This window comes from Massilia sp. Soil_C_3 (assembly GCF_057657035.1).
In genome coordinates, this window is record NZ_JBDGJG010000007.1 from 154,443 (window position 1) to 168,975 (window position 14,533).

13 protein-coding genes and 1 tRNA gene are annotated in these 14,533 nt (G+C 63.5%); 3 read left to right on the plus strand and 11 right to left on the minus strand.

The features are described 5' to 3' along the window. Window positions 1–16: 16 nt before the first annotated feature. The 11 genes from AC3A6F_RS15875 to AC3A6F_RS15925 all read right to left on the minus strand — a co-directional run bounded on the left by AC3A6F_RS15875 (window position 17) and on the right by AC3A6F_RS15925 (window position 12,331). Entirely contained in the window at window positions 17–472 is a 456-nt protein-coding gene (locus AC3A6F_RS15875) for a MaoC family dehydratase (RefSeq protein WP_487682344.1), read from the minus strand. Next, window positions 472–1,005 carry a MaoC family dehydratase gene (locus tag AC3A6F_RS15880; protein ID WP_487682346.1) on the minus strand — a complete coding sequence of 178 codons (534 nt, stop codon included), beginning with the start codon at window positions 1,003–1,005 and terminating at the stop codon, window positions 472–474. Before AC3A6F_RS15880 ends, AC3A6F_RS15875 begins: the two co-directional genes overlap by 1 nt. Then, window positions 1,002–2,222, minus strand: coding sequence for an acyl-CoA dehydrogenase family protein (locus AC3A6F_RS15885; RefSeq protein ID WP_487682348.1), 1,221 nt, complete (start codon window positions 2,220–2,222; stop codon window positions 1,002–1,004). Before AC3A6F_RS15885 ends, AC3A6F_RS15880 begins: the two co-directional genes overlap by 4 nt. A gap of 7 nt (window positions 2,223–2,229) precedes the next feature. After that, window positions 2,230–3,432 carry an acyl-CoA dehydrogenase family protein gene (locus tag AC3A6F_RS15890; protein ID WP_487682350.1) on the minus strand — a complete coding sequence of 401 codons (1,203 nt, stop codon included), beginning with the start codon at window positions 3,430–3,432 and terminating at the stop codon, window positions 2,230–2,232. A 150-nt stretch (window positions 3,433–3,582) separates the two neighbouring features. Then, the gene (locus tag AC3A6F_RS15895; RefSeq protein ID WP_487682352.1) at window positions 3,583–4,326 is read right to left on the minus strand and encodes a PEP-CTERM sorting domain-containing protein; all 744 of its coding nucleotides are present in this window, start codon (window positions 4,324–4,326) and stop codon (window positions 3,583–3,585) included. Window positions 4,327–4,692: 366 nt separating this feature from the next. Further along, complete coding sequence (locus tag AC3A6F_RS15900; protein WP_487682354.1) at window positions 4,693–6,999, minus strand: carboxy terminal-processing peptidase; 2,307 nt, start codon at window positions 6,997–6,999, stop codon at window positions 4,693–4,695. 182 nt (window positions 7,000–7,181) lie between these two features. After that, window positions 7,182–7,760: a hypothetical protein gene (locus AC3A6F_RS15905; RefSeq protein WP_487682356.1), complete on the minus strand. Its 579-nt coding sequence runs from the start codon at window positions 7,758–7,760 to the stop codon at window positions 7,182–7,184. Between the two features lie 7 nt (window positions 7,761–7,767). Then, on the minus strand, window positions 7,768–8,319 hold the full coding sequence (locus AC3A6F_RS15910) for a thymidine kinase (protein WP_487682357.1): 552 nt from the start codon (window positions 8,317–8,319) through the stop codon (window positions 7,768–7,770). 282 nt (window positions 8,320–8,601) lie between these two features. Then, window positions 8,602–9,129 carry a sugar O-acetyltransferase gene (locus AC3A6F_RS15915; RefSeq protein WP_487682359.1) on the minus strand — a complete coding sequence of 176 codons (528 nt, stop codon included), beginning with the start codon at window positions 9,127–9,129 and terminating at the stop codon, window positions 8,602–8,604. Between the two features lie 83 nt (window positions 9,130–9,212). Next, on the minus strand, window positions 9,213–11,456 hold the full coding sequence (locus AC3A6F_RS15920) for a penicillin acylase family protein (RefSeq protein WP_487682361.1): 2,244 nt from the start codon (window positions 11,454–11,456) through the stop codon (window positions 9,213–9,215). 23 nt (window positions 11,457–11,479) lie between these two features. Further along, window positions 11,480–12,331, minus strand: coding sequence for a ParB N-terminal domain-containing protein (locus AC3A6F_RS15925; RefSeq protein ID WP_487682363.1), 852 nt, complete (start codon window positions 12,329–12,331; stop codon window positions 11,480–11,482). A gap of 150 nt (window positions 12,332–12,481) precedes the next feature. Between AC3A6F_RS15925 and AC3A6F_RS15930 the strand changes: the two genes are divergently transcribed. From AC3A6F_RS15930 to AC3A6F_RS15940, 3 genes are all read left to right on the plus strand, one after another. Then, window positions 12,482–12,568, plus strand: a tRNA-Leu gene (locus AC3A6F_RS15930). 412 nt (window positions 12,569–12,980) lie between these two features. Then, window positions 12,981–13,415, plus strand: a complete 435-nt coding sequence (locus tag AC3A6F_RS15935; RefSeq protein WP_487682365.1) for a hypothetical protein — start codon at window positions 12,981–12,983, stop codon at window positions 13,413–13,415. Window positions 13,416–14,181: 766 nt separating this feature from the next. Next, window positions 14,182–14,448 (plus strand): hypothetical protein, encoded by a 267-nt coding sequence (locus AC3A6F_RS15940; RefSeq protein WP_487682366.1) that lies wholly within the window; start codon window positions 14,182–14,184, stop codon window positions 14,446–14,448. Window positions 14,449–14,533: the final 85 nt, after the last annotated feature.

A 14,533-nucleotide genomic window follows, 5' to 3' on the forward strand; every position in this document is an offset into this window, starting at 1 on the left:
TGAAGTTGCGGATACTTCAGGCGTAGCAGCGGATCAGGAACTCGGCCACGCACACGGGCTTGGCCGCCCCGTCGGCCTCGATCGCCACGTCCCAGGTGAATTGCCAGCCGCCGGCGACCGCATCGGCGCCGCGCAAGGTCCAGCGCCCGCGCACCCGGCTGCCGGCCGGCAGCGGGCTCGGGAAACGCACCTTGTTCAGGCCATAGTTCACGCCCATGCGCATGCCCTCGATCGCCAGCGCGCTGGTAAGCATGGCCGGCAACAGCGACAGGGTCAGAAAGCCATGCGCGACCGGCTGGCCGAACGGCGACTCGCGCTTGCAGCGTTCGGGATCGAGGTGGATCCACTGGCGGTCGTCGGTGGCTTCGGCGAAGGTGGCGATGCGGTCCTGCCCGACCTCGAACCAGTCGGAGACTGCGACTTCGCTGCCGACCCGGGCCGGCAGCGCTTCGAGTGCGATCGTGGTGGCCATTAGTTCTCCCTGGCGGGCCGGCGCCCATAAAGGCCGATGCCGTCAACCGTGCACACCTGGTCGCCGTGCTGGTTGGTGGCGGTCCAGGTCGACCACACGACGCCGCGATCGGGTTTGCTGTTGGACGCCTTGACCTGGCGCGTAAGGTAGCGCACGCGCAGCGTGTCGCCGGCGCGTACCGGCTGCAGCCAGCGCACGCCGTCCAGGCCGGGCGAACCCATGCCGTCGGCCGCGCTCAAGAGGCCATCGACCACCATCCGCATCATCATGCTGCAGGTGTGCCAGCCGCTGGCGATCAGGCCGCCGTAAGGCGAGGCTTGCGCCGCCTGGGCGTCGACGTGGAAGGACTGGGGGTCGAACGCGTGTGCGAAGGCGAGGATCTCGGCTTCGGTAACGGTGCGCTCGCCCAGGTCGATCTCCTGGCCCGGATAAAAGTCGTCGAAATACCAGCGCTTGCCGACCGGCGTCCCAGCCTGGGCGTCGTCTCGCGCATCCGCCGCCAGGCCCGCGCCTTCATCTGGTGCTGCCCTCATGCGGCCTCCCGGAATCCCGGCTGCGCCATGAAGCGCTCCAGGTGGTGGTCCATATCGCCCAGCGTCAGTTCAATCATCGACAGGCGCTTGAAGTAATGCGAAGCCGGCAGCTCGTCGGTCACGCCCATGCCGCCGTGCAGCTGGATGGCGCCCTGGCCGATGAAGCGCGCGGCCAGGCCCACGCGGTACTTGGCGGCCGACACCACGCGCCGGCGCGTCTCGACATCGGCGTCGTTGTCGGCGTCGGCACCAGGGCCACCGGCGGGACCACGCGAACGCGCCAGGGCCAGCGCCGCCAGCAAGGCCATCGACCGCGCCTGCTCGAGGTGGATCGCCATATCGGCCATCCGGTGCTGCAGCGCCTGGAACTTGCCGATCGGCGCGCCGAACTGCTGGCGCACCTTGAGATACTCGAGCGTCATGTCGAACAACGCCTGCATTGCCCCCAGCGCCTCGGCGCATAGCAGGCTGGCGCCGTAATCCAGCGCCGCATCGAGGATGGCGCCGCCCCCTTCCACCCGGCCGATCACTGCATCAGGCCCGACCACCACACCGTCGAGCGCTACGTCCGCCGCACGCAAGCCATCGAGCGTGCGGTAGCCCGTGACGCGCAGCCCGGCGCTGTCGCGCGGCACCACGAACAGGCTCACACCATCCATGCCATGGCCATTGCCCACATTCGCTGCGCTCCCCAAGCCCACCGCGCTCTGCGCGCTTCGGGCCGACACGATCAGGGCATCGGCCTGTGCGCCATGCAGCACCACCCGCTTTTCGCCATGCAGGCGGTAGCCGCCATCGACGGCCTCGGCCCGCGTGGCGATGGCGAAGGCGTCGTGGCGCGACTGTCGCTCGCCCAGCGCGCAGGCCAGCTTCGCTTCGCCGGCGGCAACCCGCTCGAGCAGGGTACCGTGCCTGCCGCCTTGGCGCAGGAAGTCGGCGCCCAAGACCGTCGCCACATACGGTTCGACCACCAGTCCACGGCCGAGTTCCTGCATCACGGCGAACATGGCGACGGCGTCGCCGCCGAAGCCGCCGTTCTCCTCGGGTACCGGCAGCGCCGTCAGGCCCAGTTCGACCATCGTCGCCGAGGCCTCGGGCGAAACGCCCGACTCGGAATGGACAGTCGCGCGCCGCGTCTCGAAGCCGTAATCGCGGCCGATCCAGCGCCGGATCGCATCGGCCAGTTGCTGCTGTTCGCCGTTCAATTCGAAATGCATGCCGTCCTCACAGTCCCAGGATCATCTGAGAGATGATATTGCGTTGGATTTCGTTCGACCCGCCGTAGATCGAGGTCTTGCGGTAGTTGAAGTAATAGGCCGCCAGCGGGGCCGCATCGTCGTCGCCCGCGACGGCGTGTTCGCGCGCGCCGCCCAGGTAGGCCGGATCGAATGGCAGCGCCAGCGGGCCGGCCGCTTCGACCATCAGCTCGGTAAGCGCCTGCTGGATCTCGGTGCCCTTCACCTTCAGCATCGACGCTTCTGGGCCAGGCGCGGCCTCGCCCCTGGCCAGCACGCGCAGCACCGTCATCTCGAGCGCCATCAATTCGATCTCGAGCGCCGCCACTTTGGCGCCGAACAGGGGATCGTCGAGCAGCGGCCGTCCGCGCTTCTGTTCGCGCAGCGCCAGGCGCTTGACGAAGGCCAGCTCGCGCTTGGATCGGCCGACGGCGGCGATGCCGGTGCGCTCGTGACCGAGCAGGTATTTGGCATAGGTCCAGCCGCGGTTTTCCTGGCCCACCAGGTTGGCGACCGGCACCTTGACGTCGTTGAAGAAGACTTCATTGACTTCGTGGTCTTCATCGAGCATCGCGATCGGGCGCACGGTGACGCCGGGACTGCGCATATCGATCAGCAGGAAGGAAATGCCCTCCTGCTTGCGCACGCCGGGATCGGTGCGCACCAGGCAGAAGATCATGTCGGCGTGCTGGGCCAGCGTGGTCCAGGTCTTCTGACCGTTGACGATGTAATGGTCGCCCTCACTGTCCTGCACACGCACAGCGCTGGTCTTGAGCGCGGCCAGGTCGGAGCCGGCGCCGGGTTCGGAATAGCCCTGGCACCACCAGTGCTCGCAGGACAGGATGCGCGGCAGATAATAATCCTTCTGCTGCTGGCTGCCGAAAGCCATGATCACCGGCCCCACCATATTGACGCCGAACGGCAGGACCTGCGGCGCGCCGGCCAGCGCGCATTCTTCTTCGAAGATATGGCGCTGCAGCTGCGTCCAGCCGGGGCCGCCGTACTCGGCCGGCCAGCCGGGCGCGGCCCAGCCCTGGGCAGCCAGGATGCGATGCCAGCGGACGTAGTCGTCGCGGGTCAGGCGCAGGTGCTGCCGAACCTTGTGCTGCAGTTCAGGGGGGAGATGGGAAGCGAGAAAAGCGCGGACCTGGTCGCGAAACGCCAGGTCCTCGTCGGAGTAGTACAGGTCCACGTCGTCTCCTTGTTGTTGCCGTCATGAATAGCACGATCGTTCACAAGGATTGTACCCGAATCGGCCGCGCCGCCAAGTGTGGACGGCGTGGCCGATCGGGTTAAAGCGCGAGCCTGGCCTTGGCCTGCAGCGGCCAGGCCAGGACGCCGATTACTGCTTGGCGTTGCGGCGACGCGAGAAGGCGCCGGCGCCCACCAGGCCAGCCAGCATCAGCGCGATGGTGCCTGGTTCCGGCACGGCGTTGACCTGATCCGGCAGTGCGCCGATCTGGTCCTGCACCGGCAGGTTGAAGACCGGGTCGGCGCCCGGCGCCGGCAACGTCACGTTGCCGCCACCGCTGTCGCTGCCCGAGCCTGGCGTGGTTGGGCTGCCGCTGTTGCCGCCTGGCGCCGTGCTGCCGCCGCCTGGTGCCGGGCTGCCGCCACCCACTGGGGCGCCGCCACCACCACCACCGCCGCCGCCGCCACCACCGGCTGCCGGGGCGCCGGCCGCTGGTGCGCCAGGCGCGGCGCTGCCGCCACCCGCATTCTGGCCAGGCACGATCTTCACGCCGTCGCCATCGTTGATGACCGATACCGAGTTACCGTAACGGGCTGCCAGCAGGCCGTTACCGGCGCTCAGCACATAGGCGGCGTCGATGCCTTGCTGGACGAAGAGTTTCTGTGCATCGGCGGACGACAGGCTGGCACTAGCCTTGCCGATCAGGTTGCCAGTGCTGCCGTGCGCGACGCCGCCTACCAGGCTGACGTCGCTACCCAGCACACCCGAACCGATCACACTAGTGCCGTTTCCGGCGGTCCAACCATTCTGGAAGCCTGTCGTGGAAACGACATCTGCCTGGGCTGCGCCGGCGCAGACCAGCAGGGCAGCAACAACGAGGTGACGTGTTGACATGAAAATAACTCCTAAGGTAAGTAAACATTATTATTTTTACAATTACGAAGTTATGTTATCACAAACCAAAAAAACTTAAGTTTTGATCAACCGCAAATCGTGCATGCGATTTTATTGTTGAGTCCGAGTTCTTTCATGCCACGCAACCTCTATTGACAGCAGATTCATTTTATTTTGCCGATTTCTTGAAGTACATGTACTTTCGAGGCAGGCGCGGCTGGCCGTGGGCCCGGCCCTGATAACTTTGCCAGTTATTCCGGCAAGAAACGCAGTCAGAGCCAGTTGTGTTGAACGGAAATAAAAAAGGCCACACCTGTCACAGTGTGGCCTTCCTTGGGGCGGCGTCCTGCCGCGGTGGCGACGTCCTTACTTGCTGTCGACCACCGTCATATACGGCATGACGCGCGACGCCATCCGGGTATCGGTCTTGAGCATCTCGACCTCGTCCGCCAGAATGTTCGCTGCCTCTTGCAGCATGACGTCCTTGGCATCCTTGGCCGCCTTTTCGGCCGCCAATTCCGCCTGGAGATCGCGCTCGTCGCCCTGCAGGCCATCGTCCTGGCGCGGGGTGCCGCGCAGGGCGACCACCGACTTTTCGGGCTTGGTGGAATCCGGCGCCTCGGCGCGCTTCTCGACGCTGCCCGGACCGCTGGTCGGTTCGCCCGGCGTGGCCGAGGTGCCGGCCAGGCGTGCTTCGCGCAGCTTCGACCGCGCATCCTGGGCATCGCGCTCCTTGCGCCGCACGGCCTCGTTCAGCGAGATGAGGTTTTCCTTGCGCAGTTTCAGCACCTCGTTGATGTCTTCCTGCAGGAACTGGAAGTCCTTGTCATTGGCGATGCGATCTTCATGGCGCTTCTGCAGCGGTGCGACCAGTTCCTTCAGGTCACCCAGCGGCATGTATTGCGCCGGCTTGATCGCCACCCATGGCAGCGCATTGTCGTAGGACGATTCGCCAAAGGTGTCCATATCGGTCAGCACCGGCAACTTGATGTCCGGCGTCACGCCGCGCAACTGGGTGGTGCCGCCATTGATACGGAAGAACTGGGCGATGGTCATCTTCAGCTCGCCGTAGCGCATCTTTTCGTTCGGCGCGAAGCGGTCGAGGTCGATGAGGGTCTGGACCGTGCCCTTGCCGAAGCTCGGCTCACCGATCACGAGACCGCGGCCGTAATCCTGGATCGCCGCCGCGAAGATCTCGGACGCCGAGGCCGAACCGCGGTTGATCAGCACGCCCATCGGACCGTCCCAGGCCAGGCCCGGCTTGGTGTCGCTCTCGACTTCGACCCGGCCTTCGGCCGTGCGCTGCATGACGACCGGACCCTTGTCGATGAACAGGCCGGTCAGTTCGACCGCCTCGGTCAGCGAGCCGCCGCCGTTATTGCGCAAGTCGATCAGGACGTTGTCGACCTTCTCTTTCTTGAGTTCGGTGAGGATGCGCTCGACGTCGCGGGTCGCGCTGCGGAACTCGCGGTCGCCCTTGCGGCGCGCTTCGAAATCCTGGTAGAAGGTGGGCAGCGCAATGACGCCGATGCGGCGCTCGACGCCGTTTTCCTTGACCTTGATGATCGACTTCTTGGCGGCCTGCTCTTCCATGCTGATCTTGTTGCGCACCATGGTGACGGTCATGTGCTTGGCGTCGACGCCGCCGGCGCCCGGGATGACGTCCAGGCGCACGGTTGAACCCTTCTCGCCGCGCACCAGCGCCACCACGTCGTCCAGGCGCCAGCCCAGCACGTCGACGAACGGCTTGTCGCCCTGGGCCACGCCGACGATGCGGTCGCCGACCTTCAGCTTGCCCGACTTGTCGGCCGGGCTGCCCGGCACGATTTCGCGGATGATGGTGTAGTCGTCGCGCGCCTGCAGCACGCAGCCGATGCCTTCGAGCGACAGGCGCATCGCGATGTCGAAGTTATCGGCCGAGCGCGGGCCGAGGTAGTTGGTGTGCGGCTCGATCGCGGTCGCATACGCGTTCATGAACATCTGGAACACGTCCTCGTTGTTCAGCTTGCCGATGCGGTTGACGTAGTTGTCATAGCGCTTATCGAGCGTTTCGCGAATCGATTTGTCGTCCTTGCCCGCCAGCTTGAGGCGCAGCCAGTCGTTCTTGACGCGCTTGCGCCACAGGTCGCGGATTTCGTCCTCACTCTTGGCCCAGGCTGCCTTTTCGCGGTCGAGCTCCATGGTCTCGTCGGAGTCGAACTCCAGCTTGGTCTTGAGCACACCGCGCGCATAGGCCATGCGTTCGGCGAAGCGCTTCTGGTACAGGTTGTAGATGGCGAACGGCGCGGTCAGGTCTTCGTTGTTGATGGCGTCGTCCATCTGGGTGCGCAGCGCGGCGAAATGATCCAGGTCGGCCTGCACGAAGTACAGTTTCTCGCCGTCGAGCCCATCGAAGTAATTGTCGAAGATCTTGCCCGACATGGCGTCGTCCAGCGGTATCGGGCTGTAGTGGTAGCGGCCCAGCACGCGCGAGGCCCACAGGGCGGCCTGGGTCTGGGCGGCGATCGGCTTCATCTCGAGCGAGGCCGGGGTCTTGGCGGTTTTCTTGGTGGAGTCTGCGGGCTTGGCAGGCGCCGCGGGCGTTGCGATGGCAGCCGACTTCTCGGGCTGTGCGGTCACCACATGGGCGGACATGGCAAATGCCATGGCGGCGATGAGCACGTGCTTCTTCATTCTGCGTTTCTCCGTACGGAATTCCTGCGGATTGCGGCATGACCAATATCGATAAGCCAACCATACCGCGCTTTGCGGTCCATTCTACAGGATAGAACCGCGTGCCAGAGGCGGCTTGTCCCGCTTGAAACGCCGGAATCGCCGGAAATTAAGTCTGCCGTAAGCGATTTATTTCCAAGTATTTACGCCTTGATAATACCCAGGGCCGCATCCTTGAAATACCAGCATGCCAGGACCAGCGCCAGCAGTGGCGCCCAGGGCCAGGAACGGGCCGCCAGCTTCCAGTCGACCGGCGATGGCCAGAATGACAGGAACTGGGGCGCGAGGAAGAACATGATGGCCAGGTCGAGCGGCTCGAAGGCCAGCCCCCCACGCGTGCGCCACCACGCCACGCCGAACGGCACCAGCAACACCAGCAGCGGCGCCAGCGCGGCCGGGGCCGCGTTATACCAGCGCAGGTTGGCGAAGGTAACTGAACCGAGTTCCCAGTTATGCCCGCCCTTGGGCCGTTTGATGCGGCGCGGGAAGACGCTCATCCCGACCGGTTCGGCATTGGTCAGCAAGCCCACCGAGAAATGGGCGAGCTCATGGCACAGGGTGCCGGCCGCGGTGAAGACGAAGAAGGCGGGATGGGCGCTGGAGGCGATCCACAACAGCACGGCCAGTGCGGCCGAGGGGATCAGGTACAGAAAGATGTCGAGCGCGGGCCCGGCCGCGGCGCAGGCGGCGGCCGGGAGCCAGGCGCCGCAAGCGATCGACATGAGCGGCTCAGGCCGAGTAGAAGCAGCGCCCGCAGGCCTGGCGGTAGCTTTCGTTGCCGCCGATGCTGACCTGTTCGCCCTCGCGGATGCGGCGGCCCTGATCGTCGACGCGGATATTCATGGTCGCCTTCTTGCCGCAGGTGCAGATATTCTTGATTTCCTCGATATCGTCGGCCAGCGCCAACAGGTAGGCCGAGCCGGGGAACGGTTCGCCGCGAAAATCGCTGCGCAGTCCATAGCAGATAACGGGCACGCCGCGCACCTGGGCCAGCTGGTGCAGCTGGCTGACCTGGGCGCTGGTGAGGAATTGAGATTCATCCACCAGCAGGCAAGCCACGCCGGACACTTGCTCGAGGAAATTGGTGTCGGTGTCGAACACCTCGGCATTGCGCTGGGCGCCCAAGCGCGAGGTAATCAGGCCGACGCCATAGCGGTTATCGATCGCCGCCGTGTAGAGCTTGACCTGCTGGCCCTGCTCTTCGTAATTATGGGCGACCTGCAACAGGGCAGTCGATTTGCCGGCGTTCATCGCCGAGTACCTGAAATAAAGTTTGGCCACTGCCCTGTCCTGCCTTGCTGTCCGGTGAAACGAAGCTGCGATTATAGCAAGCGGGAAACAGGCGCCGCCAGCCATCGGCCGCTCGCTGCGGCATCACGGTCGCTAGCGCGCCATCACCGTCGCTTGCGCAACACCATCGTCGCTTGCGCGCCATCACCGGCGCTCCCGCGAAGGCGGGAGCCCAAGTGTGCACGCTCACCAGCTACAGCCAGCGCTGGCAACGGCGCTGAAGACTTGGGCTCCCGCCTCCGCGGGCGCGACGTGCGACGGAGGCGTGGCGGATCAGCCCGAAATCGGCTGCGCCGGATTGCCCGCGACCTGGGCGCCCGGCGCCACGTCATGGGTGACCACGCTGCCGGCCCCGACGATGGCATCGTCGCCGATCGTCACGCCCGGCAGGATAATCGCGCCGCCGCCGATCCAGACGTTGCGGCCAATGGAGACCGGCAGCCCCGACTCGAAACCGGCGCGGCGCAAGGCCGGATCGCGAGGATGGTCGGCGGTATAGATGTGCACGCCCGGGCCGATGCGGCAATCGTCGCCGATGACGATCGGCGCGACGTCGAGGAAGACGCAGTCGAAATTGATGAAGACGCGCGCGCCGAGGGTGATGTGCCAGCCATAGTCGCAGTGGAAAGGCGGACGCACGGTCGTGCCCTGCCCCGCGCGCGCAATCCGCTCGCCTAGCAGCGACTGCCAACTGGCCGGCTCGCCCAGCGCACCGTTGTAACGCGCCAGCCATGCTGCCGTCGCGTTCTGCTCGGCGCGCAGCTCGGGATCGCTGGCGTGATACGGCATACCAGCCAACATTTTTTGCTTCTCGCTCAGTTCCACGCCGTCCCTTCTAAATGTACTTGCTGTGCTGCGTGCGTTACGTCACCAGGCGGCATTCGTTACTGCCCCGGATGGTATTTGCGCTCCAGGTTGCGCTCGATGTCTTCCTTGTAAAACAGCACGTCCTTGAACTCGCCGCGCGCATACATCGCCGCCTGGTCATTGAAGTGCGGCGAGCGCGGATCGCCGCTCTGGCCGCCGGCCAGGATGCTCTTGGCCTTGATGCGCGGGCCGAACTCGACCGCAGCGACGAAGCTGTTGCCGCGATCGCCATAGATGCGTTTGGTGCTCTGCTTGGCCGACATGCCGAACGAGGCCAGCGAACCCCAGTTGGCCGAGGCGAAAGCGACCGGAATGCTGGGTTTGCTGTCGTCGTACGGCTGGTCGACATCGCCGCTGACCCGCTGGAAGCGGTTGATCTCGCCCCATGGCGTGCGCCAGCTGCCGAAGTCGGCCTGCAGCCTGTTGGAGGCGCGCACCAGCGCATCGAGGCGGTCGGCCGGGCTCAGGCGAGAAGCGATGTAGTCGACCGCCGGAATGTTCTCGGCACGCGCACGCGCGCCATGCTCCGCCACCATCTCTTGCCCCCAATAGATCGCGAGCGAAGTCGGCACCGAATCGATCGCGTAACGCAGGTTCCAGTCGCGCAGCACGGCGATTTGTTCAAGCAGCGCCGCCTTGCGCGCATCGCTTTCGTGCAGCGCTTCGTAATCCGCCACCACGGCCGGCACCAATGGCTCGAATGCCGCCAGGCGCGTGTCGTAGGACGCCGCGATCAGGCCATCGATCGTGAGGCCCTTGGCGTCCTTGAACACGCGATCGGCGTTACGGCCACGGGCATTCTCGGGCAGCGACCACATATAGGCCGGGTAGCTGGCGCATTTCGGGCTGCTGCCGGCGCCGGCAGCATTACACGGCCAGTTGTTAGTGTTGGAGATGTAGCCGCTGGCTGGGTTCAGCAGGGTGATCGTTTCCTTGATCTCGTGCAGACCCTGCCACTCGGTGGCCGGATTGCTGCCGTCGACCGGGCGGGTCCAGTCGAAGCGCGGGTCGCGCTTCGGAATGAAATTGCCGTGGAAGTAGGCGATATTCCCCTGCGCGTCGGCGTACACCGTGTTGTTCGAGGAATTGGTCCGCAGCTCCATCGCCTTATAGAAAGCGTTGTAGTCGCGCGCCTTGGTACGGGTATAGGACTGGGTCAGCGCATTGAGCGGGTCGTCCATCATCTTGACCGACACCCATTTATTACCCTCTTGGCGCACGACCGGGCCGTGGTGAGTGAAATAGGCGGTGACGGTGCGGCTGGCCATGCCGCCGTTCGGCGTTTTATAGGGCAGGTTGATCTGCGCGGTGCGCATCCGGCCTTCGTGCTTGCCGTATTTATAGAAGAACTCGCCGTCGCGCTCGACGACGGTCTCGAGGTATTCGTCGATCACGTCGCCACCGCCCGAGGTGTGCATCCAGCCCACCTTGTCGTTGAAGCCCTGGTAAATGAAGAACTGGCCCCAGGTCACGGCGCCGTAGGCATTCAAGCCCTCCTCGCTGACCATATGCACTTCGGGACGGAAATAGAACGAGGTGTGCGGGTTGATCATCAGGAGCGCATGGCCGTTGGCCGAGCGCCTGGGGGCAATGGCGAAGCCGTTCGAGCCGCGCGGCTCGGGATCGAAGCCCTTGTCGACGCCGGCCTGGGCCAGCACCGGACGCTTGCCATAGAAGCGTTCGAGTTCCTTGAGGTCAATCGACTCGATGTCGCCGCCAATGCTGCCCTCGCTGAACGTCAGGGCCATCCACGGTTCGAAGCGCGTGATGAGCTTCGGCTTGACCTCGGGGTGGGTGTGCAGGTAGTAGTTGAGGCCATCGGCAAAGGAATTCATCAAATTCTTCAGCCAGGCCGGGCTGGCGGCGTACTTGGCCTGCATCTCGGCCGGCTGGATGTACATCTTCATGCGCAGGTCGCGCCAGATTTCCTTCTCTCCCTCGACCTCGGCCAGGCGCCCCATCGCATTGATGTAGTTGAGCTCGATGCGGTTGAAGTCGTCCTCGGCCTGGGCGTACAGCATGCCGAACACGGTGTCGGCGTCGGTGCTGCCGTAGATGTGTGGAATGCCCCATTTGTCGCGCATGATCGTCACCCTGTGCGCGGTCGCTTTCCAGCGCGCGACGTCGGCGGCGCTGAAGGCCTGCGTTGCGGGCGCGGCACTGGCCGGCGCCTTGGTCTGCGCAAGGGCGCAACCTGGAGCGGCCAATCCGGCCAGCAAAGCGCCGAGCAGGGCCGGCGTGAACGAACGGGGCATGCGCATCTTTGGGCTTCCTTCAGGTCGTGTTATTCGTCGTCCAGGCCGGCATTGGCCAGGCGCTGCTTGAGCCGCTGGTTATCGGTCAGCAGCGTTGCCATGCGATCTTTCAGGCTTGCCACTTCCTTGCGCAGGGCCGCGAGCTCGTCTTCGGGATCGAGCTCGACCTTTTCCTTTTTCGGACGGGTAGCCATCTTCTGTTCGCGCACCTGGCGCGCGGCCTGCTGCAACTCCTTGCGGCCACCTGCGACGGCGGCGATCTGCTGCTCTTCCGGCAACTGCGCCACATTGGCGGCGGCATTGATCGAGATGGCGCCGGTGCGGACCGCCTCGCGCAACTGCGGGGTGGCGGCCTTCTGGATGCGTTCGATCTGGCTGATGGTATTGCTCGAGACGCGGGCCGCGCGCGCGACGTCCTCGCGCGTATTCCATGGCGGCGAGGTCTCCTCGGCCGGGGCGTTCTTATCGCCCTCCTCCTGTGGCGCCTGCTCGGCCATCCGCGCCGCGACGAGTTCCTTCTTGCGCAGGGCGAGCACGCCGCGCTGGAAGTCCGACACGCTGCGGCGCGCCAGGTGATTGTCGATCATCCACAGCATTACGTCTTCGAGCGAGGCGAAGTTGTTGTTGTGGACGGTGCGGAAGGGGATATTGTGCTTCGTGCAGATCTCGTAGCGGTTATGGCCGTCGATCAGCGTGTCGCGCCAGAGCACCAGCGCGTCGCGGCAGCCCTCGGTCTGCAGGCTGCGCTCGAGCGCGGCGTATTCGATGTCGGTGAGCGGGTCGACGAAGGACCGCAGCTCGTCGTTGATTTTGATGTCCAATTCTTGTCCTTGCGTGGTCTTGCCATAGGTAGCGCCAGCTTGGGTGGCGCCGGTTGGCATGCTACACCATCCGGGCGGGGGTTCCAAAGATGCAAGAGACCGGTTGAGAAGGATGCGCGGGCGATCATGCCGCGGCAAGGGGCTTATCAGGAGGATAAAGTTGCCAAACCGCTCCGAATTGAGCACGCCTGTGCTAGAATCTCGGGCGTTGCCCGGATGGTGAAACTGGTAGACACCGCAGACTTAAAATCTGCTGCCAGCAATGGCGTGCCGGTTCGATTCCGGCTCCGGGCACCAGTGTTGATGCGGTTTTCATCCGCAAGCGATGATCAACGTTAGTTCCGCAAAAACCCAGTAGTTCCGCATGGAGTGTTTTCTATGCGCCTTGTGGGGCGTGTCATTTCTCCCATCCCCTCCTCATCTCGCGTCCTATCCTGTTTACGTTTTGTCATGCATTAGGACTGTGCTGCATGTCGTGGCCACCACGCGACTCGCGCCTGGAATCGGTCGGCAACTCGTGCATGCAAAAGGTCTGCAAGCAAGCGCTTGCGAAAGTTAGACCTGACACCGCTTCGTGACACCGCTTCGAAAAGGTCAGTCATTGATGACCTGTAGGAGAAGTCCCGCCTGCCTGACCGGCGCGCACTGGTATTGTTAATGAGTGAATAAGAAGTAAACTCGAGTCAAGTAATCAGAACATGGCGCCGACATGAGAGCAGCATTGGTGGTAGGTGACAGCCGTAAACTGTGTGGCGATCTGAAGACTCATATGACGTCGCTCGGCTACATGACTGTCGCCACTGAAAAGCATGACGCCGCGTTGAGCGCGGTGGGGACAACACAGTTCGATGTAGTGTTGATCTGCAGCCCGACGCGCCCGGTGGAGCGGCGATCATTTGCTGGTGAGCTGAAGAGCCGCTGCCATACCGCCGTTATCATCCTGATTACAGCAAGCGATGCAACGTACGCAGCCGCAAAAGCCTGCCAATTTGCTGGCATCACCGCTGTGATCAAAGGTCCGGTCTCGCTCGTCGCGCTATGGCGTGTGATCGAGTTCGGCCTGGAGGGCTTGGGCTGTCACAGAGGATGGGTCGACGAGACCGACGATCGACGGCGCGCGCGCGCCCAGGCGGAACGGCTTTAGAAGTTCGGCGGCCGTCCGGTGGGTCCAAGGCGCCTGCACCGATCTTGTCGGCGTTTCGACGCTTCGGTGCCTGAGACTGCTTGCTATCTCAGCCATGAGTTGTTCGATTGACACCTCTGACGACATGGCAAAGTGGGCTCCCCCAAAGTTACTGCATAGCCAGGTCTGGTAAGACGAAAGATCACAAAATTGAACGGCGTGCGCGAGCAGATCCGCACCACTCACCGTTCCTTTCACGTACGCGCATAGCATCGCCTGATCCGCTTCGGAGATAACGACTTCCTCAGCTTCCAGTTCGTTCATCATTTGCGCGACGCGCTTTCCTCGTAACTTCTGCATTTTTCCACCTTTGAGACACACCAATCCCAGCGAGTTGAGCACGAACGTGACAATTGGAGAGATTTCCTTGTGAATATTAATTGCAGTCTGCAACCAAGTACAGCGGGGTTCGCTTAGGAAGTTCTTAAAAACAACAAACAATGCATTTCATCAATAATTGAGATAATGCTCTTTCCAACCCGTTATCACCGCTAGCCTCCGACTATTTCAGGCTCTGGCTTCCAAGGTGCCGCGCATCGTAGCACCGGTATACGCCGGCGCCGGCGAGGCTTCGCACATCGATTGGCAAACTTTAGTCGTTCAAGTTACCAAACAACGTATGCATTTCGCATGGCTGGTATGATTTTGACCCGCCATCGATATGCTTCCTACTGACATCGTGCCGTGCCACTCGTAAAATAAGTTGTCGATATAGAACGAGGGGTTTATGGACAGCTTTGAATCAACAAGGTCGGTCAACCCTTGGGATGAAGGCGATTACCGCATCCATGGCCGCGTCGTGGAAGCCCCCGACGGCGGATTCTGGCCCGCATACTCGATCGAGCGGATCCGCGGCATCCCCGATGCACCAAAACAGGCCGCTGCCTTACACGAGGTCCGCGCACAAAGCTTTACCACCAGGGGCCTTGCAGAAATGATGGCCGTATCTCACGGCGTACAAAGGGTTCGTACAATGTACCGACTGGACTGCTGAAGACTTCTGCGATCACCCGAACAGGTCGCCAATGCGTGCGCGACAGGGTCTGCGCGACAGGGTCAGGTCTGACATTCGGACTCGA

What these genes read in the sequence shown, in the direction of transcription:
- AC3A6F_RS15905 (WP_487682356.1), bottom strand. Translation starts at nt 7,760, where the DNA reads ATGTCGATCGCTTGCGGCGCCTGGCTCCCGGCCGCCGCCTGCGCCGCG.
- AC3A6F_RS15920 (WP_487682361.1), bottom strand. Translation starts at nt 11,456, where the DNA reads ATGCGCATGCCCCGTTCGTTCACGCCGGCCCTGCTCGGCGCTTTGCTG.
- AC3A6F_RS15885 (WP_487682348.1), bottom strand. Translation starts at nt 2,222, where the DNA reads ATGCATTTCGAATTGAACGGCGAACAGCAGCAACTGGCCGATGCGATC.
- AC3A6F_RS15900 (WP_487682354.1), bottom strand. Translation starts at nt 6,999, where the DNA reads ATGAAGAAGCACGTGCTCATCGCCGCCATGGCATTTGCCATGTCCGCC.
- AC3A6F_RS15895 (WP_487682352.1), bottom strand. Translation starts at nt 4,326, where the DNA reads ATGTCAACACGTCACCTCGTTGTTGCTGCCCTGCTGGTCTGCGCCGGC.
- AC3A6F_RS15915 (WP_487682359.1), bottom strand. Translation starts at nt 9,129, where the DNA reads ATGTTGGCTGGTATGCCGTATCACGCCAGCGATCCCGAGCTGCGCGCC.
- AC3A6F_RS15940 (WP_487682366.1), top strand. Translation starts at nt 14,182, where the DNA reads ATGGACAGCTTTGAATCAACAAGGTCGGTCAACCCTTGGGATGAAGGC.
- AC3A6F_RS15935 (WP_487682365.1), top strand. Translation starts at nt 12,981, where the DNA reads ATGAGAGCAGCATTGGTGGTAGGTGACAGCCGTAAACTGTGTGGCGAT.
- AC3A6F_RS15925 (WP_487682363.1), bottom strand. Translation starts at nt 12,331, where the DNA reads ATGCCAACCGGCGCCACCCAAGCTGGCGCTACCTATGGCAAGACCACG.
- AC3A6F_RS15880 (WP_487682346.1), bottom strand. Translation starts at nt 1,005, where the DNA reads ATGAGGGCAGCACCAGATGAAGGCGCGGGCCTGGCGGCGGATGCGCGA.
- AC3A6F_RS15875 (WP_487682344.1), bottom strand. Translation starts at nt 472, where the DNA reads ATGGCCACCACGATCGCACTCGAAGCGCTGCCGGCCCGGGTCGGCAGC.